General features: G+C 59.7%; 11 protein-coding genes and 1 pseudogene. 1 reads left to right on the forward strand and 11 read right to left on the reverse strand.

What is annotated here, in order from left to right; all coding sequences use genetic code 11:
• Positions 1-58 precede the first annotated feature (58 nt).
• A pseudogene (locus AC1DQM_RS21340) lies at positions 59-7,125 on the forward strand (TcdA/TcdB pore-forming domain-containing protein).
• A 119-nt stretch (positions 7,126-7,244) separates the two neighbouring features.
• Here AC1DQM_RS21340 and AC1DQM_RS21345 read toward each other — a convergent pair.
• The 11 genes from AC1DQM_RS21345 to aroQ all read right to left on the reverse strand — a co-directional run bounded on the left by AC1DQM_RS21345 (position 7,245) and on the right by aroQ (position 20,299).
• Positions 7,245-7,841 carry a MarC family protein gene (locus tag AC1DQM_RS21345; RefSeq protein WP_018928428.1) on the reverse strand — a complete coding sequence of 199 codons (597 nt, stop codon included), beginning with the start codon at positions 7,839-7,841 and terminating at the stop codon, positions 7,245-7,247.
• Between the two features lie 82 nt (positions 7,842-7,923).
• Positions 7,924-10,698 carry a hybrid sensor histidine kinase/response regulator gene (locus AC1DQM_RS21350; protein WP_018928427.1) on the reverse strand — a complete coding sequence of 925 codons (2,775 nt, stop codon included), beginning with the start codon at positions 10,696-10,698 and terminating at the stop codon, positions 7,924-7,926.
• Between the two features lie 99 nt (positions 10,699-10,797).
• Positions 10,798-12,093 (reverse strand): phosphoribosylamine--glycine ligase, encoded by a 1,296-nt coding sequence (gene purD / locus AC1DQM_RS21355; RefSeq protein WP_007937200.1) that lies wholly within the window; start codon positions 12,091-12,093, stop codon positions 10,798-10,800.
• A 189-nt stretch (positions 12,094-12,282) separates the two neighbouring features.
• Complete coding sequence (gene purH, locus AC1DQM_RS21360; RefSeq protein WP_018928426.1) at positions 12,283-13,890, reverse strand: bifunctional phosphoribosylaminoimidazolecarboxamide formyltransferase/IMP cyclohydrolase; 1,608 nt, start codon at positions 13,888-13,890, stop codon at positions 12,283-12,285.
• Positions 13,891-13,971: 81 nt separating this feature from the next.
• Positions 13,972-14,292 carry a DNA-binding transcriptional regulator Fis gene (fis, locus tag AC1DQM_RS21365; RefSeq protein WP_007907419.1) on the reverse strand — a complete coding sequence of 107 codons (321 nt, stop codon included), beginning with the start codon at positions 14,290-14,292 and terminating at the stop codon, positions 13,972-13,974.
• Positions 14,289-15,299 (reverse strand): tRNA dihydrouridine synthase DusB, encoded by a 1,011-nt coding sequence (gene dusB, locus AC1DQM_RS21370; RefSeq protein WP_018928425.1) that lies wholly within the window; start codon positions 15,297-15,299, stop codon positions 14,289-14,291. Before dusB ends, fis begins: the two co-directional genes overlap by 4 nt.
• A 185-nt stretch (positions 15,300-15,484) precedes the next feature.
• Complete coding sequence (locus AC1DQM_RS21375) at positions 15,485-16,723, reverse strand: DUF3426 domain-containing protein (RefSeq protein WP_477746811.1); 1,239 nt, start codon at positions 16,721-16,723, stop codon at positions 15,485-15,487.
• 30 nt (positions 16,724-16,753) lie between these two features.
• A complete protein-coding gene (prmA, locus tag AC1DQM_RS21380) occupies positions 16,754-17,632 on the reverse strand; it encodes a 50S ribosomal protein L11 methyltransferase (protein ID WP_019582270.1) in 879 nt (292 codons plus the stop codon).
• A gap of 325 nt (positions 17,633-17,957) precedes the next feature.
• Positions 17,958-19,316, reverse strand: coding sequence for an acetyl-CoA carboxylase biotin carboxylase subunit (gene accC / locus AC1DQM_RS21385; protein ID WP_018928422.1), 1,359 nt, complete (start codon positions 19,314-19,316; stop codon positions 17,958-17,960).
• 17 nt (positions 19,317-19,333) lie between these two features.
• Positions 19,334-19,798 (reverse strand): acetyl-CoA carboxylase biotin carboxyl carrier protein, encoded by a 465-nt coding sequence (gene accB, locus AC1DQM_RS21390; RefSeq protein ID WP_111455267.1) that lies wholly within the window; start codon positions 19,796-19,798, stop codon positions 19,334-19,336.
• 48 nt (positions 19,799-19,846) lie between these two features.
• Positions 19,847-20,299 carry a type II 3-dehydroquinate dehydratase gene (gene aroQ, locus AC1DQM_RS21395; protein ID WP_007937215.1) on the reverse strand — a complete coding sequence of 151 codons (453 nt, stop codon included), beginning with the start codon at positions 20,297-20,299 and terminating at the stop codon, positions 19,847-19,849.
• Positions 20,300-20,326 lie beyond the last annotated feature (27 nt).

A 20,326-nucleotide genomic window follows, 5' to 3' on the forward strand; every position in this document is an offset into this window, starting at 1 on the left:
GTGTTTATTGGCTGGCCTATTCGTTGATAATTAAACCGAAACAGTAAACGGGATACGCATGCACGATATTGAACGCCGAAACAAGGATGGTTATGTTGATTTTGTCAGTCTTTTCAAACTGGCGGATCTTGAGCGCGGATTGTCGTCGCATAAAGACAGTCCACACTACGAGGAACTATTGCGTTATTACTTTGCCTGTGTGGGGCTGCTGGAGTCGCCAAGACTGCTCGAACCGTTAGGGTTATTCAAACACACGCTGACACTGTTGCTGGGCAACAAGCGAGTCAAACGCAATCTTGATTCGCAGACGCCGGGCAATGCTGACGACACCGCGATGCAACTATCGCAGATACATGACGAAGTCGAACGGTATGAGTCGCGTCTTCGGTTCAGTGTGGAGCAGATGAACACAGTGGCGACGGAAGTTCCCAAGGTGTTGCATTTTGTCTGGCTCGGTGGCGGTCTCGGCGCCATTCAGCGCGATTACCTCAACCTATGGAAACAGGTGTTGGCCGAGCATGGCTACACCCTCAATCTCTGGTATGACAGCGATGCGCTGCTGGCTTATCAAACCAACAAACTGATTGTTGACGCCGCCAAGGCGCATGCCCTGACGCAGGTTGCAGACAAAAGTATCTCCGAAGATGAACTGGCAACCCTGTACGAGGAGCGCGCCATTGTTCTGAAGCAACAGATGTACGCACACATCAATGCGGCAGTGGCTAACGGTGAATCAGCCGATGAGGCACGGATGGATCTGCTGACTCGGGCCTACGGCCAGGATGCGGCGAAGCTGCAAGCGTTGAAGGAAAGCAATCACCGCAGTGTGCAGGACATGAACGGTTTCCAATTGCGCGATCTTGATGCGGCCGAGGTGCCGTTGCAATTACAGGGCATCTACGAACAGGAAATGCGATTACGCGGCAATCTGGCGGCGGCGTCCGATGTGGTGCGTGTTGAAGTTCTGTTTGGCGAAGGTGGCATCTATGCCGATGTGGATAACCTGCCGCCGTTATCGAGAACGCTGGGCGGAGTCGATATCCACGGTTTCGGTTCCGATGCGCATTTGGGGATTTTGCAGTTATTGCTCAATGACAATCCTGAATGGATGCCTGGGCGTCGGGCATCCTCCAGTTACATCGAGACGATTCCCCCTGAGCATTTGCCGGCACTGGAGGCTTTTGTAAAAAGCCGGCCGGGCCTGAGTGAGGTATTTCAGCCACCGGCAGATCGGTTGGCCCGACCCTTTATGCTGCGAGCGGCGTCGGAAGGCAGTTCGATAACGAATGCATTTCTGATGGCGCATCCCCGCTCGACGATTCTGCAAACCGTGCTCGAGCGTTTCCGGTTCAACTATGAGGTGATAGAGGCTTCGAACCGGTTGGCCGCCCGACGAGGCGTTGCTTTGAGCGATGTTGATGCCATGGCACCGCTGGTGCAGGAAGTGGTGGAAGGAACGTATGGGCCGCTGATTGAGCTGTCGATGGAAGAGGAGATATTTGCAGGGTTTCTGATCGATGCCATTGCGACCTACTTTCGCGACGGCATTCGGCTTCAGAGCGAAGGGACTATCTACCTGACCGGCCCTGGAGCCGTGCGTGATGGCATGGCCGATTACGCAAGAGCCCACTTTACCCCCTCGGTGGCTGAGGCCGTGCGCAAGGAGGCCGCCATTGCGCGCTACACGTCGGTCAACCGCGCCACCGAAGAAGAACTGGACCATTCCTGGAAGGACAATGAAACCGACCCTGATAAATGGGTCAGTAATGAGCAGAAACGCTGGCAGGAAGGCCAATACAAGACCCGTTACAGCGGCGATATCGCGCAATTGCTCAAAGGCCCGACGATTGAGTTCGAGCAAGGCTGGCCGGTGATCGAAGAGCGGCCGGTGCTGCTGACCCACGTGCTGGAGCGTTTGGTCGAAGGGCTGGGCGAGCCGTTCATGGCGGCGATGAGTCGGGGACACACTGGCGCTATCCGCTTCGAAGATCCACTGCCGCTGAGTTTTGATGATCGCCAGGCCATTCGTAATCAGCCCCTCGAATCGCAAGCCCCTGCTTTCCTGAACGATGGGAAAAGCCACAACCCGGGTGTCGATGAAGTGCTGAGCGACATCGCCAATGGCACCCGTCACTTCGTCGAGACGACCCCCTTGCAGAGGCTGTCGCTGGGGGTGTTGTTGGGGATGGACTCACTGCATAACCAACGCTTTGTGGAGTTCACCGGTGAGCTGGACAATCTGGCCAACAGCATGGTCGGGCAGGGCGCTTCAGGCCGTTACGCCGTCATTGAGCGGCAACTGTACAAGCGCGAGGCACCGGGATTCATCGCCAGTCTGAACAGTGATTCAGAACCGGCGCCGAGGGCAGCCGGCAGCGCACTTGAACTGAAAAAGGCTGCATTGACACAGGCGCGGACGGCGGGCCAGTGGGGGCGCCGTGTGGCGCAAATCCAGCAAGTGGCGACCCTTGAACATCGCATGCAGATCGTCGAGAAGGTGGGGCAGATACTCGACGAGATCGAAGCCAGCAGCATCAAACTGGTTCCCCAGGATCTGCTGCTGCGCAGCGGTGGCGAGGCGGTTGGCGGCCGGTGCTACCCGTTGGCCCTGGTGATGAGCGCGGCACTGCTGCAGGACGACGTGGCCTCCCGGCAGTTGCGTGAACGTTTCTATCTGTCCGCCATCGATCCCGAGCAAGCTGATTCGGCAACCTTCCTTCAAGCGCTGGAAGAGCTGCGGGATGTGCAATTGAACGATGTAGGGGCACCGCTTGACCGCGCGGACCTGGATCAGGTCACTGCCGCTCTCGAGCAACATGAAGGCAGCCGCGCGCTGATGCTTAACTCCGACAATCATTCGATGCTGGTGGCCAAGACCGTAGAGGGCGATCACACCACTTATCATTTTTACGACCCCAACTTCGCGTTGTTCGAATTCGAGCAACCGGCCATGTTCAAGCGGGCGCTGGAATACTTTTTTCTGAAGCAAGGCATGGCACGGCATTACGCGGCCTATGGTTCGCAAGCCCGGCCGGAGTTTGACCTGATTGACCTGCATGGGGGAAAGGTGTCTGACTTGAAGCTGTCTGCCGGATTTGCCGTGGAGCAGCTACTGAAGTCCGAACCGTTACCGGGAGCACCGCTGCGTCCGATTCGCCAGCGCCTGAACAGTGCCCGTGGGCAATCGCTGGTCAACAATTGGCATCTGGGCAGCAGTTTGCTGGAGCTCGATAGCCACTGGTGGGGACAGCAGATCGCACACGCCAGCGTCGGTTTGCAGGAGTTGCATGCGTCGGTAACGCCGCTGGTGCCGTTGTTCGAAACGCTGGAAATTACGCCCGAGGGTAAATATCGGGTGAGTCTGATCAATCCGTCAGACCCGGAACACGAGGTTCAGGTGATCAGCGGCGATCACCGTCTGTTGCGGATCAAGAATTGGCTGTCGGAACAGTTTTCAACCCTGGCGCGTAAACCGGTCGAGACGGGCGGTGTCGTGGATCCGACCGAGATCGGCAGTGTTCACACCCTCAACGCAGGGTTCGCCATTCAGGCGTTGATGAACGCGTTGCGTGGACGGGAAGGGGAGGGCCGGACATTGACCACCGCCGTGCGCCTGCACGCTTACGTCAACTATGCCCAGTTGGTGCATGGCACCGTCGTGGATGTGGTTGGCCTGGTGCAGTTGGTTCGCACCGCGTTGAGAGAAGAGAAAATCATCGCTCGTACTTGCGCTCCGGTAGTCGGCGAAGCTTTGGGGCATGCAGCCGGTGAAGGTGTCGGCGCCGTATTGGGGCTGGCCAACGTCGGCTTTGATATTTATCAGCTGTCGACGGCGCAAAACGAAGTCGAGAAGGCCCAGTTCGGTACTCAATTGACATTCGATACCGCCAGCCTGGCGCTCACGGCAGGCGGTATCGGTGCAGGACTGGCCGGCGCATCGACCGCCGCTGCGGTGCTCGGTGGCGCCGGGGTGATTCTTGGTGGCCTGGCCATTGGTGTTGCTGCACTGGCCCAAGGGTTTGCCAGCATCTTGCGAGACGCTGAGGAGGTCGGCAAGTTCTTCGACGACATGGATCGGGGGTATCGCTCGCACGGCTACCGGTTCGATCACACCGTTGGCGCCTGGGTCGTGCGGCCTTCGCTGATCGTCCAGCGCATAGATCTGAGTGCTGGCAAGTTGCTGCTCGACAGCCCGAAGCTGTTTCCACTGCACGACCACTTTGGAGTGCCGGGTTTCGATGTTGATTACACGCGGGCGATCAATATCCGCCAGGAATTGAACCTGCCCGGTCAAAAAGAATTTGCGCCGCCCACAGGGCAAGCCATTGTGCTGCCATGCACACCGCAAACCTTTTACGGCTATGAGTACAAGGCGCTGCCGTTCGCCTCCGCATTTCACGACCCTGGTTTTGACACGGCCCGGCGCCTTGAAAAAAAGCAAGCGGATGGTCAGCGGCTATTTCTGTTTACGTTCTATTCCTTTCCGTCGCATTACATCCTTCATCGCCTGAATCCGGTGTATCGCGAAACAGTCATCGAGGTGCAACTGGATGCGGTGGATCGTTCACTGGTGGTCCCCGTTTTGCCGGATGCCTGGCACGGCAAGCTGTCGTATGAGCTGACAGGCGCGGGGGGGAGCTGTTCATTGATGCTCAATCCCGGTGCAAGTATCCGTCTTGTCTCTCCAAGCCTGAAGCAATGCCGCTGGGTGTTGCAGGCAAGCTGGGCGAGTGAAAGTGATATCCGCATCGAGCCTTACGGCGAACTGTACATCGGTACTGTCCATGTGAAAATTTCCGGCAAAGGTCGTCATGAGGTGCTGATCCAGGTGGCGGATAAACAGTTGTTCAGCGTTGACCCTGGCAAACGCCAATTGGACATTCTCCAGCAGACAGCGCCTGAAGGACTCGATGAACAGGCATTGCTGGCGCACTACAAAGGCCTCGCGCAGGAGCATCGACTGGTATTGCCGTACACGCAGATCCATCGTTACCTGATTCCGTACGAGGCGCCGGACGAACCCCGTTACACCAATGCCTGGTATGACTGCGCTGAAGATCGTTTCCTGTATATCCGCAACGAGACCGTCCTTGAGGCCGACGAGGCGCAGCTGTCGATGGTGGTCGAGGGTTCTGCTTATTTCTACCAACCGGAGGGCCACCAGATCTGGCAAGTCGATGCCGCCACAGGCTTGCTCAAGAATCGCTATCGCTTACTGCTAGAGGACAGCAAAGGCACCATTCGCAGTATCGAAGCGGATGCTCATGGTGTGATTCATGTCGTGCAGGAGTACGTCACGGGCAATCAGGCCGCCAGGCAGTACCGTTACCTGATTCATGAAGGTCGATTGCTGTTGAGTTCCGTGACTCACGATATGGCGCGGGAACTGCAGGCGTTGGTGTTTGCCAGCGAAACGCTGGCCGACTGGTCATCGGTGTTCGGCAAGTATGTGTCTTTCAATCCTGTTCCTGAGCGGGACGGCTTCACAACGGTCGACTGGCAGCCGGCGCCTTACGTTTCGATCTGTTGGAAGTTTGACCCGGATCGGCGAGACATGGCGTGGGTTCGCAGTCGCGATCAATTGCTTATTCATCCGCTGCCCCGACCTCAACACGCGCGTGGCTGGGCCGATTCGATCAAGCACCTGAACGATCTGATGCTGTTGCCGATGGCCGATGACAGCGACATATTCTTCATATACGACCGGCTCGCCCAGACCCTTTGCCGACTGCAACGGACCGTGACAGAGGGCAAGGGACAATGGGCCCACCAATGGGTGCAGCCCGCCGGTCTCAAGCAGGTCGTGGCCGTCGAGAGCGGCTATGTGGCACTCGATGAGGAGGGGCTGTTTTTCAACCTGACCGCGCAAGGCGAGGTGCAGCTGGGCGGCCTGAGCGAGCAGTGGCTCAACGGCCGCGCCCAGTGGTGGCAGGCGCTGGAGCCGATTGTCGAGCGTTACCCGGGCAAAAATATTGCCATTGTCGGCCTGCGCAATTTCGCCGATAACGGCAACGTGGGTGCCTGGTATGTGAGTAACCGCCTGGTGCTGTGCGATCCGGGACTCGACAAGGAAATTCGCCTGCTTGGCGTTACCCCGGACAATCAGGCGGTCTGGCTGTTCGATCTGTCCAGCGGTGAAATCTGGAATCAGACGTTCATCGATCCGCAGCAACTTGATCAGGCATTCGGCACGGGCTCGCGATTGTTACTGGGCGACAGGTTGCCGGCTCATCAACCAGAGTGGGCGGATTGGCGTTTTGCCGACGTGACCATCGAGGGCGCCGGCTTGCGTGGGACAACCGTTGACGGCGTACTGCTCGAACTCCGCCATCAAGAGGTGGAGATCATCACTGGCGTCAGCCACGACTGGGTGAACGCCCATGGCGAACACTTGATCGAAAGTCTCCAGGCGTTACTGGAAACGGCGGAACATGCCGAATTTGTATCTGTGGAGTCCGAACCCGGCAGCTTGCAGTGGTATGCCGTCCAAAGCGCCCGGTTGATCCGGATTACCGGTAAGGATCTGCCGCAGATTATTCGCTGCTGGGCACTCAAGGCCAGGTCAATGTGTTGCTGCATGAGGCCCGGGAAGGACGGGTGCGTGTGTATCCGGACAGGCGAAGCATCGGGCCGTTCGATTATGTCCAGCGCAACGCCGAAGTGCTGGTTGTCGAAGGAGAAAAGACCTTGGGTGATCTCCTGCCGCTGATTCCCGATGACGTCAATACGTTGATTCTGCGATTGGGGCAGGGTGCCGTGACTTATCACCTGACGAAGGCTGTCTGGCTGAGGCTCGACTCAGTCATCGTCGACTGCCGGCACGCACTGGGTGAAGTGCCGGCCATTCCAGGCAAATTGATCTGGGCCTTCGATGATCCGCAAAGATTGCTGTTCGAGATTGTTCAGGAACATCTGGTCATCGTTGACCCGGACAGTGAGCACAGTTTGATCTTCCGTGATGTGTGTTCCGTCGACCCGGCATTGCGCGGTGATGTGTTCCTAGCGTTTGAAAAGCTGCAATCCCATCCGGTATCGATGTTCGTGGCGCGGTTGCGCGACAGGAAAGAAAAAAACGGTAGTGCAACGCTGCAGGAGTTGTTGGCGGAGCCGGCAGTCGCAGGATAAGCAGCGACTGGCGCCGGGTTCATGAAAAAAGGCCGCGAACGATTCCGTTCGCGGCCTTTGACATGATGGGGTCGGTGTGGCGATCACCACGTTCACGGGATGACGGAGTTGTTCGCCTATCAGGGCACCAGATAGCCTTTTACGCCGGTAAAGATGATCTGTGCTGCCAGCGCACAGACAAAAAGTCCCATCAAGCGACTGACGATTTGCAGGCCCTGATCGCCAAGAATCCGCTCGATACGGTTCGACAAGTAAAGCACCACCCCCACCGTGAAACTGGCCAGGGCAATGCTGAGGATCGCGGTGAGTTTGTCGTCCCAGTGCGGTTGGCTGACACCCATCACCAACAGCGCACCGATGGTGCCCGGGCCGACGGTCAGGGGGATGGTCAGCGGGACGATGGTCACGTCTTGCTGCACGTTGTCGGTTTGCACCACCGACTTACCCTGGGCCATGCCCAGCGCCGAGATGAATAGCACGCTGCCGGCGCCGATGCGAAATGCATCCACGGTAATGCCGAACACGTCAAATATCACCCTCCCGAACAGGTACAGCAAGACGCTGGAAACCAGTGTGGCAATTGCCACTTTCCAGGCCAGGCGACGTTGTTCCTTGCGCGAATAACCGCGGCTCAGACTGATGAAACAGGACAACACGAAGAACGGGCTGTAGAGCACCAGCATCTTCAGATAAACGCTGAATAACACGTGGAGCATAATATCGGCTCGCGGCAGGAGATTGTTGGAGCGGAGTCTATCAGCCGGTTTAGAAAGTTGTCGGCGCGCGACGGGAGATTGCTCAGAACGTCGAAGCCGTACGATTCTGATGATCGCGCTGGGCAACCCAATGCTCGATCAGGTCGCGCAACTGCGACAGCTCGACCGGTTTGGCCATGTGCCCGTCCATGCCGGCCTGACGCGCGCGCTCTTTGTGCTCGGCGAGGATGTGCGCGGTCAACGCCACCACGGGGGTGCGAATCCGCTGGTTGCCGACTTCCCAGGCACGCAATTGCTGGGTGGCGGAGAAGCCGTCAAGGATTGGCATTTCGCAGTCCATCAGCACCAGGTCGTAACGCTGGGCCTTCATTGCCACCAAGGCTTCTTCGCCATTGCTGGCGGTATCCGGTTGCAGGTTGAGCTTGCCCAGCATGCCGCGGATGACCTTGGTCGAGATGCTGTTGTCTTCGGCCACCAGGATGCGGAAGTCGCTGGGCACCTTGACCGGAAGGGTAGGGCCGGTGGGCAGGTGCTGCGAGGTCGCCGGGCCGTTGTTGCGCTGGTTCAGTTCGTCCGCCAGGGTGGTCTTGAGGGTGTAGCCGGCCACTGGCTTGGCGAGGATGCGCTTGATCCCGGAGTTGCGCGCGATGATCTTGCTCGGCGCGTTGCTGATGCCGGTGAGCATGATCAGCAGAATGTCGTGGTTCAGGCTCGGGTCTTCCTTGATCTTGGCGGCCAGTTGCATGCCGGTCATACCGGGCATGTTCTGGTCCAGCAGGACCACGTCGAAATAATCGCGCAGGTGGGCCTTGGTGCGCAGCAGCGCCAGGGCCTCCTTGCCGGACGGTACGGCGCTGACGTTCAGGCCCCAGGCGCTGCACTGCTGCACCAGCACCTTGCGACAGGTGTCGTTGTCGTCCACGACCAGTACGCGTGCGCCTTGCAACGGACTGTCCAGGTCCGAGGTCGGATGCTCGAGACGGTCCGGGTCCAGTGGCAGGGTCAGCCACAATGTGCTGCCTTGGTTGGCGCCGCTCTTGATGCCGAATTCGCCCTGCATCAAACGGATCAGCTGACGGGCAATCACCAGCCCCAGATTGCCCCCCAGGCTGGTGGCCGAGAGGAAATGCTTGCTGTGCAGCTCGGCGTGCATCAGTGCGTCGCGTTCTTCAGCCTCCATCGGCTGGCCGCTGTCCTGCACGGCGATGCGCAGCCGCGGTTTGGCGCTGCGTTCATCCAGGGCGACAACGATCAGAATCTCGCCTTCGTCGGTTTTCTTCAGGGCGTTTTCCAGCAGGCTCAGCAGGGTCTGGCGCAGGCGCGTCGGATCGCCGCTGATGACGCGCGGTACCTGTGGCTGGATAAAGCTGATCAGCTCGATGTTCTGTTGTTCGGCCTTGGCGCGGAAGATGCTCAGGCAGTCTTCGATCAGGGCATTGAGGTCGAACTGCACATCGTCCAGCTCGATCTGTCCGGACTCGAGCTTGGAGATGTCGAGAATTTCGTTGATCAGTGTCAGCAGTTCGTTGCCGGCGCTATGGATGGTTTGCACATAGTCGCGCTGCTTGACCGACAGCGGTGTGCCCAGCAGCAGCTCGGTCATGCCCAGCACACCATTCATCGGGGTGCGGATTTCGTGGCTGATTTTCGCCAGGAATTCAGCTTTGGCGTTTATTTCGGCATTGCTGGCAGCCAGGTCGCGACTGACGCTGAAACGGTCTTCGGTGATGCTACGCTGTCGCTCGCCCAGGGCCACACTCATCAACAGGCCACTGATACAGATAAACACCAGCAGGGTGATGATCAGGCCTTGCGGGGCGACAAGGGTCAGCCCCTGCAGCGCCGGCAGGATAATCAACGTGCCAAGGTTGAACACCACCATGGCCGCCACGAACAGGCGAGCCGGGCGATAACCTTTTTGCCAGTGATGGGCGCTGACGAACAACATGCTCAGGCCGGCCAGGGCAACCAGTGCGTACGTGATCAGGTTCAGCGGCAGGGTGTTGACGAACAACAGCAGCAGGCCGCAGGCCACGATGAACAGGATGTCCCCCAGCAGCAGCTTGTTCAGCGGGTGCGGGCCGAGCGGGGCGAAAAAACGGTAGGCGAACATCAGGCCGCAAGGTGCGGTCAGCAGCAAGGCAAGATAGGCACCGGGTGTTTGTACGACGGACCAGTTCGGCAACCATGGTCGGGCCAGGTTCAGCAGCAGCACCAGGCTGAGCAGCAACAACCCTTCGCACGCTGCCAGCCAGAGGCTGCTGCGCGAGCGGGTGTAGGTGTAGCGGGTCAGGTTATGCAGGATCAGCATCCCGAGACAGCCAAAGAGCAGACCGTAGATCAACGTCTGGTTCTGAGTGGCTGCGCTCATGACCGCCGATTGCAGGGTGATGTAAGGCCGAAACTGGTGTTCGGAGACCAGTCGCATATAGACGTCGAGGGTTTTGTCGCTTTGCGGCAGCGGCAACATGAAGTCGTTGCCGGGCAGGGGGCGCTCAGCCTGAGGCTGCCCGGTGCCGGTATTCAATTGATCGATCAGCTGGTCGCCATCGAGCACATACAGATTGAGGTGCGACAGGTCGGGAGCGAACACCCTCAGCAACTGTTCGTGTTTGCCGGGTGCCAGCCTGAAACGCAGCCACAGCGCACCGTCAGGCCCGGCTGCGGTGAGGCGGTCGAGTTCAACGGGGCTGAATTGATTGGTGTAGCGGCCGGAGCGGATGTCGCTCAGCTGCAGATCGCCCTGTTCGTCGAGCAATACCGCCCAGCCACTGCCTTGCGAGGCCTGGGCCGGGAGCATGCAGAGCAAGGTCAGCAGAGTGACGGTGAAGCCTATGGCAATCCTGAGCCAGCGCACGGCGAAATCCCTTCGTAGGTTGATGCCAGAATATAACTATGCGCGGCGCCGGAATAGTCCGGCAAGGGCTGCAAGCCCTTGCCTGGCCGAATGGATGGCTTATTCCTGATTTTCGCCACGCTCGCGGGCAATGGCGCGGTAGCCAATGTCCTTACGATAGAAGCAGCCTTCCCAGTCGATTTTAGCCGCCAGTTTGTAAGCCTGCTGCTGGGCTGCGTCGACGCTGGTGCCCATGGCGGTTGCGCACAGTACACGACCACCGGCCGTCACCACCTGACCGTCCTTGAGTGCAGTGCCGGCGTGGAAGACTTTGCCTTCCAGTGCCGCGGCTGCATCCAGACCGTTGATGGCAACGCCTTTGGCGTAGTCACCCGGGTAACCGCCAGCGGCCAATACGATACCGACGCTCGGACGTGGATCCCACTGTGCTTCGACCTTGTCCAGCGCTTGCGCCAGGGCCGCTTCGACCAGCAACACCAGGCTCGACTGCAAACGCAGCATCACCGGTTGGGTCTCAGGATCGCCGAAACGGCAGTTGAACTCGATAACTTTTGGGTTACCAGCCTTGTCGATCATCAAGCCGGCATAGAGGAAACCGGTGTAAACATTGCCTTCCTCGGCCATGCCGCGCACGGTTGGCCAGATCACCAGGTCCATGACCCGCTGATGGACTTCGGCGGTGACGACCGGTGCCGGAGAGTAGGCGCCCATGCCGCCGGTGTTCGGACCGGTGTCGCCGTCGCCGACGCGTTTGTGGTCCTGGCTGGTGGCCATCGGCAGCACGTTCTTGCCGTCGACCATGACGATGAAGCTGGCTTCTTCGCCGTCCAGGAACTCCTCGATGACCACGCGGGAGCCGGCATCGCCAAACGCGTTGCCAGCGAGCATGTCGCGCACCGCGTCTTCAGCTTCAGCCAATGTCATGGCCACGATCACGCCTTTGCCGGCGGCCAGGCCATCGGCCTTGATCACGATCGGTGCGCCTTTTTCACGCAGATAAGCCAGGGCCGGCTCGATCTCGGTGAAGTTCTGGTAGTCGGCGGTCGGGATCTTGTGACGCGCCAGGAAATCCTTGGTAAAGGCTTTCGAACCTTCCAGTTGCGCGGCACCTGCGGTCGGGCCGAAGCAATCCAGGCCACGGGAGCGGAACAGATCGACAACGCCTGCAACCAGCGGCACTTCCGGGCCGACGATGGTGAGGGAAACGTTTTTCTCCGCGAAATCTGCAAGCTGCTCGAGGGCGAGCACGTCGATGGCGACGTTCTCGCACTTGGCTTCAATGGCGGTGCCTGCGTTGCCCGGGGCAACGAACACTTTCTGCACGCGCGGATCCTGAGCCACTTTCCAGGCCAGGGCGTGTTCACGGCCACCGCTGCCAATGATCAAAACATTCATTTCAAAAACCTCGGATGACGCTAATTCTGTTTTGGAACCTAAAGCGCTTCACGCCGTAGGAGGTCGCAATGAAGCCGGTAGATGCAAGGCGGAGTCGACCTCGATGAGCGGAGTTGCCTTTTGGCAATGAGCGTCATCGAGGTCGGCTCCAACGCAGCAGGTACCGGGTTCAGTGCGGCCGTTGTCTTATTAGTGACGGAAGTGACGCATGCCGGTGAAGACCATGGCGATGCCGGCTTCATCAGCTGCCGCAATCACTTCGTTATCACGCATCGAGCCACCTGGCTGGATCACCGCAGTGATACCGACCTTGGCTGCGTTGTCGATGCCGTCGCGGAACGGGAAGAACGCATCCGACGCCATGACCGCGCCCTGCACTTGCAAGCCGGCATGTTCAGCCTTGATCGCGGCGATACGCGCGGAGTTCACGCGGCTCATCTGGCCGGCGCCGACACCGATGGTCTGACGGTTCTTGGCGTAGACGATGGCGTTGGACTTGACGTACTTGGCGACTTTCCAGGCGAAGATCAGGTCGTTGATTTCCTGCTCGGTTGGCGCGCGCTTGGTCACCACTTTCAGGTCTTCGCTGCCGATCATGCCGATGTCGCGGCTCTGTACCAGCAAACCGCCGTTGACGCGTTTGTAGTCCCAGGCTGGAACGCGGTCAGCCGACCACTCGCCGCAGGCCAGCAGGCGTACGTTGGCTTTGGCGGCCACGATGGCGCGGGCTTCTGCGCTGACGGATGGGGCGATGATCACTTCGACGAACTGACGCTCGACGATGGCCTTGGCGGTTTCAGCATCCAGCTCGCGGTTGAACGCGATGATGCCGCCGAACGCCGACTCGGTGTCGGTGGCGTAGGCCAGCTCGTAGGCTTGACGGATGCCGCCTTCGGCGTCCGGGCTCACGGCCACGCCGCACGGGTTGGCGTGCTTGACGATCACGCAGGCCGGCTTGACGAAGCTCTTCACGCATTCCAGCGCGGCGTCGGTGTCGGCCACGTTGTTGTACGACAGCTCTTTGCCTTGCAGTTGGGTCGCGGTGGCGATGCCGACTTCGGCAGGCTTGGCTTCAACGTAGAACGCCGCGCTCTGGTGCGGGTTCTCGCCGTAGCGCATTTCCTGAGCCTTGATGAACTGGCTGTTGAAGGTGCGCGGGAATTCGCTGCGGCCGGAGGTCGAGAGGGTTTCAGCCGCCTGGTTCACGGTGCCCATGTAGTTGGCGATCATGCCGTCGTAGGCGGCGGTGTGTTCGAAGGCCTTGAGCATCAGGTCGAAACGCTGAGCGTAGGTCAGGCCGCCGGCCTTGAGGCTTTCCAGAACGTTGGCGTAATCGCTGGCATTCACCACGATGGCCACGTCTTTGTGGTTTTTTGCCGCCGAACGGACCATGGTCGGGCCGCCGATGTCGATGTTCTCGATAGCGGTCGGCAGGTCGCAGCCTGGCTTGTTGATGGTGGCTTCAAACGGGTACAGGTTGACCGCTACCAGATCGATCGGCTTGATGCCGTGCTCGCTCATGATGGCGTCGTCGATACCGCGACGACCGAGGATCCCACCGTGGATTTTCGGGTGCAGGGTTTTCACCCGGCCGTCCATCATTTCTGCGAAACCGGTGTAATCCGCGACTTCCACTGCGGCAACACCGTTGTCGCGCAGCAGCTTGAACGTCCCGCCGGTGGAGAGGATCTCTACGCCCAGGGCTTCGAGCTCTTTGGCGAATTCAAGGATCCCGGTCTTGTCGGAAACGCTGATCAAGGCGCGGCGGATCGGCAGGCGGGTAGTCTGGTCGGTCATCTCAATTTCCATCAAAAGCAAAGGAGTCAGCAAAAAAGGCGACCGGTTTTACGTGGGCGCCTTTCTGGTTTGATTGAATGCTTACAGCAAATCGTACTGCTTGAGTTTCTTGCGCAGGGTGCCCCGGTTCAGTCCGAGCAGCTCACTGGCTTTGGTCTGGTTGCCCTTGACGTAGTTCATCACGCATTCGAGCAGGGGGGCCTCGACTTCGGAGAGCACCAGGTTGTACACATCCGTGACGGCAGCGCCCTCAAGGTGGGCGAAATAATTGTGCAGCGCCTTCTCGACACTCCCGCGAAGGGTCTGACCTTCTTCGCTCGGTGTATTGAGGTGCTGTTTCAAATTCACGTTGTCGCTCACGGGTGTTGTTCCACTCACTAAAGTCTCGGTCATCATCGTCATGCGGCCACCCCTTCTCCGTCCCCTGTCAGGCTCTTGTAACGTTCGGCGAAGAAGCCTCGAACGTAGGCGCATTGTGCTTCCGTATCTTCCAAACGATTGAAGTGGGCGCGAAACTCCCTGGCGCCCGGCAAGGTTGCGAGATACCAGCCCACATGCTTGCGAGCTATGCGCACGCCCATGACGTCGCCATAGAAGGCATGCAGCGCGGCCAGATGCTCAAGCAGAATACATTCCACCTCGATCAGTTCCGGTGCCGGGAGTTTTTCACCGGTACGCAGATAATGGTCGATTTCACGAAAAATCCATGGCTGCCCCTGGGCAGCCCGGCCCACCAACAGGCCATCGGCACCGGTCGCGTCGAGCACGTACCGGGCTTTCTCGGGCGAATCGATATCGCCATTGGCGAAGACCGGAATCGACACCGCCTGCTTGATCGCGGCAATGGTGTCGTACTCGGCTTCCCCGGTGTACAGGTCGGCACGGGTGCGGCCATGTACGGCCAACGCCGTGATGCCTGCCTGTTCGGCGATCTTCGCCACCGTCAGGCCGTTCTTGTTCGCCCGGTCCCAGCCGGTGCGGATCTTCAGGGTGACCGGCACATCGACCGCAGCCACCACGGCTTGCAGGATCTCGGTCACCAATGCTTCATCTTTCAACAGTGCGGAACCGGCGGCCTTGTTGCAGACCTTCTTCGCCGGACAGCCCATGTTGATGTCAATAATCTGTGCGCCCAGTTCGACGTTGGCCCGGGCCGCATCCGCCAGCATCTGCGCATCTCCGCCGGCGATCTGTACCGAGCGGGGCTCGGGATCGCCTTCGTGGATCATGCGCATCCGCGATTTGCGGGTGTTCCACAAGCTCATGTCGCTGGTGACCATTTCCGAGACTACAAGTCCTGCGCCCAATCGTTTGCACAGCTGACGAAAGGGCTGGTCGGTGACGCCCGCCATGGGGGCGAGGATCAAGCCGTTGTGCAATGTATATGGACCGATGCGTACCGCCGACATAGGACTTCCCTGTTGTGGGGCCGGATCATGAGAGTTCGAAAAAGGGTTGGCATGATACCCGCTCTCGATGACTGGATAAAGGCTGAATTGAACAAAATCTGAACAACTAATTCGTTATCGCCAGCGGTTTGGTTTGAACGGTCAAAGTCAGGAAACCGCCGTCAAGCCTGCAACGCTTGAGTGTTTTACTCGGGCGAATGGAAGCTCAGGCTGTAGTTCACCGCTTTGGGGCCTGGGTCGAGAATGTCCAGCGCGATGTGGATCGGCGTTTGCGGCGGCATTTCGGCCAGGCCTTCGAGATCGCCGTTGAGGTACTCGCCGGGCTTGAAGCGACGGCTGGCGATCAGGTGGCCGTTGAGGTCGGCAAAGCGCAGCTCCAGCAGCGGGAACGGCTGGGAGAAGGGCGCACGGTTATAAATGATGGCATCGACCACCAGCGCCCCGTTGAAGTCCGGGTGGCTGCGGACCACCAGATTGCTGCTTTTGACTTTCGCGATGTCGACCTTGGACGGCACTGTGCAACCGATGTGCGGGCACAGTTGCTGGAACCACGGACGATACTGGTCCTGGCGCGCCAGTTCGTCGAAGTGGTAGGCGACGTACTGGCCAACGAGGCCGGCGGCACCGATCAGGATCAGCAGCAGCCAGAAAAAGCGCCGACCCCAGGGGGAGCGGCGTTTTTGCCAATCCAGTTGCAACGGATCGTCGGTCAGGTCCTGTAGCACTTCAGCGCGCATGGCCGGTTCGCTGCGTTCGCGTCGCTTGCGCAGGGGCTCGACGGAGGGCAGGTCATCTTCGATCTCATCGTCATCGGTTTTCGCCGACAGGCTGCCAAAAGGGATCGGGGCGTCGAGCGGGTCGTGCAGGCGCAGCTGCTGTATCTCGGGCTCATCGTCCAGTGGCACGGGCTCCATGGACAGCGAAGGCTCGGTGCGCGAGTGTTTGCTTGGCTCGATCGTCGGTTCGACCATCGGTGATGGCGTCTGCGCGTCGGCGGCTTGCGCACGATCGGCGGCCGACTCACTGAAGAGACTGTCGGGCCAAGGGGCTTCGTCGTGTTCGGTGCTGTCGCGACGAGCACTGAGGCTGTCTTCGCGGGGGTGACCGAACTCCGTCGTCGGCTGGATTTCCCGCTGTTCGAGCCGGGCGAGTTCTTCGTCCAGGTCCAGGCTGTCCAGGTCCATCTCGGCCGCGGTCCATTGCTTTTGGCTGATGGCCCGCTGCACGGGCGGTTCTACGGGCGCCGATGCAGCCGGTTTTACCGCTTCCTTGCCGGCCCGTTGCTCAAGCAACTGCCTGGCGGCGTTGAACACCTGCAAGCACGAGCCGCAACGAACCACCCCACGGGCCACGCTCAACTGAGCGTGGCTGACGCGGAAGCTGGTTTGGCAATGCGGGCATTGGGTGACGAAGCTATCGGTCATGCGGCAATCCGGTTTATGCAGGCGCTCATTCTAGCGCCGACGGCCAGTGATGCGTACCCAGCCGTCGCGATTGGCGATCGGATCCAGATCGAAGTCCCGGGCATAGGCAGCGGCAACCTCTTCGCCCTGTTCGGCGAGGATGCCCGACAGTGCCAGGCGACCGCCGGGCTTGACCAGGCTGGACAGTTGCGGCGCCAGGGAAACCAGCGGGCCGGCGAGGATATTGGCGACCAGTACGTCGGCTTGAACCTGCGGCAAATCTTCCGGCAGATAGAGCGGGAACAGCTCGTCGGCAATGTTGTTGCGTCCGGCGTTGTCGCGGGAGGCCTCCAGGGCTTGCACATCGATATCGGTGCCGACGGCTTGTTTGGCGCCCAGCAACAGGGCGGCAATCGCCAGAATCCCCGAGCCGCAGCCGAAATCCAGCACGTTGCAGTCTTTCAGGTCCTGGCCATCGAGCCATTCCAGGCACAGCGCGGTGGTCGGGTGAGTGCCGGTGCCGAACGCCAGGCCCGGGTCCAGCAGCAGGTTCACCGCGTCAGGCTCAGGGGCGGCGTGCCAGCTCGGGACAATCCACAGGCGCTGGCCGAAGCGCATCGGCTGGAAGCCATCCATCCAGCTGCGTTCCCAGTCCTGGTCTTCGATCACTTCGCTGTGATGCTCGGGCAGCGGGCTGCCGGTCAGCAACTCCAGGTGGGCCAGCACGCTGGCGGCGTCAGTGCCACCTTCGAACAAGGCCAGCAGGTGTGTGTGCGACCACAGCGGGGTGGTGTTGAGTTCCGGCTCGAAGATCGGCTGATCTTCGGCGTCCATGAAGGTCACCGATACGGCGCCCACTTCAAGGAAAGCGTCTTCGTAGGTTTCGGCTTGTTCTGGGCTGATGGCGAGACGGACTTGCAGCCAAGGCATGGCGGGCACCTTTGAAAAATATAGATTGCAGCCTAGCGGGCTGCGAGAAGCGCGCAAGTTTACGCGAGCGCGCGGCAGAAGACGACCGGGTTGCCATCCAATAGCGGAGACGTCGGTCTCTGTGGCGAGGGAGCTTGCTCCCGCTGGAGCGCGAAGCGGTCCCAAAATGGCAGATACGGCTCTGTCTGACACAACTCGGATGAATGGTCTTGCGGCTGCTGCGCAACCGAGCGGGAGCAAGCTCCCTCGCCACAAGGTTTCCGGGCGGCATCTCCAGAAACAACAAAGCCGCCCGAAGGCGGCCTTGTCATGTTCCGGCTGAAGCTTAGTGCTTCTCGCCAGCCAGCTTGTGCTCGAGGTAGTGAATGTTCACACCCCCTTTGCAGAAGCCTTCGTCACGGGTCAGATCACGGTGCAGCGGGATGTTGGTCTTGATCCCGTCGACAACGATCTCGTCCAGCGCATTACGCATGCGCGCCATGGCTTCGTCACGGGTTGCGCCGTAGGTGATCAGCTTGCCGATCAACGAGTCGTAGTTCGGCGGAACGGCATAGCCACTGTACAGGTGCGAATCGACGCGAACGCCGTTGCCGCCTGGTGCGTGGAAATGCTTGACCGTGCCTGGGCTCGGCATGAACGTTTTCGGGTCTTCGGCGTTGATCCGGCATTCCAGCGCGTGACCGCGGATGACCACGTCATCCTGGGTGAACGACAGCTTGTTGCCGGCGGCGATGCTGAGCATCTCCTTGACGATGTCGATGCCGGTGACCATTTCCGATACCGGGTGCTCTACCTGGACACGAGTGTTCATCTCGATGAAGTAGAAGCGGCCGTTCTCGTACAGGAACTCGAAAGTGCCGGCGCCACGGTAGCCGATGTCGATGCAAGCCTTGACGCAACGGGCGAGGACTTCCTCGCGCGCGTTCTCGTCGATGCCCGGTGCCGGCGCTTCTTCGAGAACCTTCTGGTGACGACGTTGCAGCGAGCAGTCGCGGTCGCCCAGATGGATGGCGTGGCCCTGACCGTCGGAAAGCACCTGAACTTCCACGTGACGTGGGTTGGTCAGGAATTTTTCCAGATAGACCATCGGGTTGCCGAACGCTGCGCCCGCTTCGGAGCGGGTCAGTTTCGCCGAGGAGATCAGGTCTTCTTCTTTGTGCACCACGCGCATGCCACGACCACCGCCGCCGCCAGCGGCTTTGATGATCACCGGATAACCGACTTCGCGACCAATGCGCAGAGCGGTTTCTTCGTCTTCAGGCAGTGGGCCGTCGGAGCCCGGAACGGTTGGAACGCCAGCGGCGATCATGGCGTGCTTGGCCGATACCTTGTCGCCCATCAGGCGGATGGTATCGGCTTTCGGGCCAATGAACGCGAAACCGGAGTTCTCGACCTGTTCGGCAAAGTCGGCGTTTTCCGCAAGGAAGCCGTAGCCTGGGTGAATGGCGGTAGCGCCGGTCACTTCAGCAGCGGCGATGATGGCCGGAATGTGCAGGTAGGAGTGAGCGGCGGAGGCCGGACCGATGCAGACGGATTCGTCTGCCAGGCCCAGGTGCATCAGCTCTTTGTCGGCCTTGGAGTAAACGGCGACGGTCTTGATGCCCATTTCCTTGCAGGCACGCAGAATCCGCAGGGCGATCTCACCGCGGTTGGCGATCAGAACTTTTTCCAACTTCGCAGTCATCAAAGGCTCTCCGCGATTCAAACGATGGTGAACAGCGGTTGGTCGAACTCAACCGGCTGGCCGTCTTCGACGAGGATGGATTCGATCACACCGCTGTGGTCAGCCTCAATGTGGTTCATCATCTTCATGGCTTCGACGATGCACAGGGTGTCGCCTTTCTTCACGGTCTGGCCAACTTCAACGAAGGATGGCGAGGACGGCGAAGATTTGCGATAGAACGTGCCGACCATCGGCGAACGGGCAACATTGCCGTTCAGCGTTGGAGCCGCTGGAGCCGCAGGCGCAGCGGCAGCAACCGGAGCGGCGGCAGCAACTGGAGCCGGTGCCGGCGCATGCATCGGAGCCGGTGCGTAGTACTGCTGAGCCGGCGTCTTGCTGTGACGGCTGATGCGTACGGACTCTTCGCCTTCCTTGATCTCAAGCTCGTCGATGCCGGACTCTTCCAGCAATTCGATCAATTTCTTAACTTTACGGATATCCATGAATCATCAACTCCCAAGGGTCGGTCAGGGGCGTTTAACGCTTGTTGTTCAAGCCGTTGCCTGTCTTTCAAGCTGCTCTAGTGCGGCCTCCAGGGCCAGTCGATAACCGCTGGCGCCAAGGCCGCAGATCACTCCCACCGCTACATCGGAGAAGTAAGAGTGATGGCGGAAAGGTTCGCGTTTATGCACGTTAGACAAATGCACTTCGATGAATGGGATGCTCACCGCCAGCAGCGCGTCACGTAACGCGACACTTGTATGCGTAAAAGCTGCTGGATTGATCAGAATGAAGTCCACACCTTCGCCGCGAGCAGCGTGGATGCGGTCAATCAATTCGTACTCGGCGTTGCTTTGCAGGTAAAGCAAATGGTGGCCGGCATTGCGCGCCCGCTGTTCCAGGTCCTGGTTGATTTGTGCCAGGGTGGTTGCACCATAGACGCCCGGTTCCCGGGTGCCGAGCAGGTTCAGGTTAGGGCCGTGCAAAACCAATAGGGTCGCCATCTGCTGCTCCTTTGTGATCCGTGTGCA

This window comes from Pseudomonas sp. 01L34 (assembly GCF_056400265.1).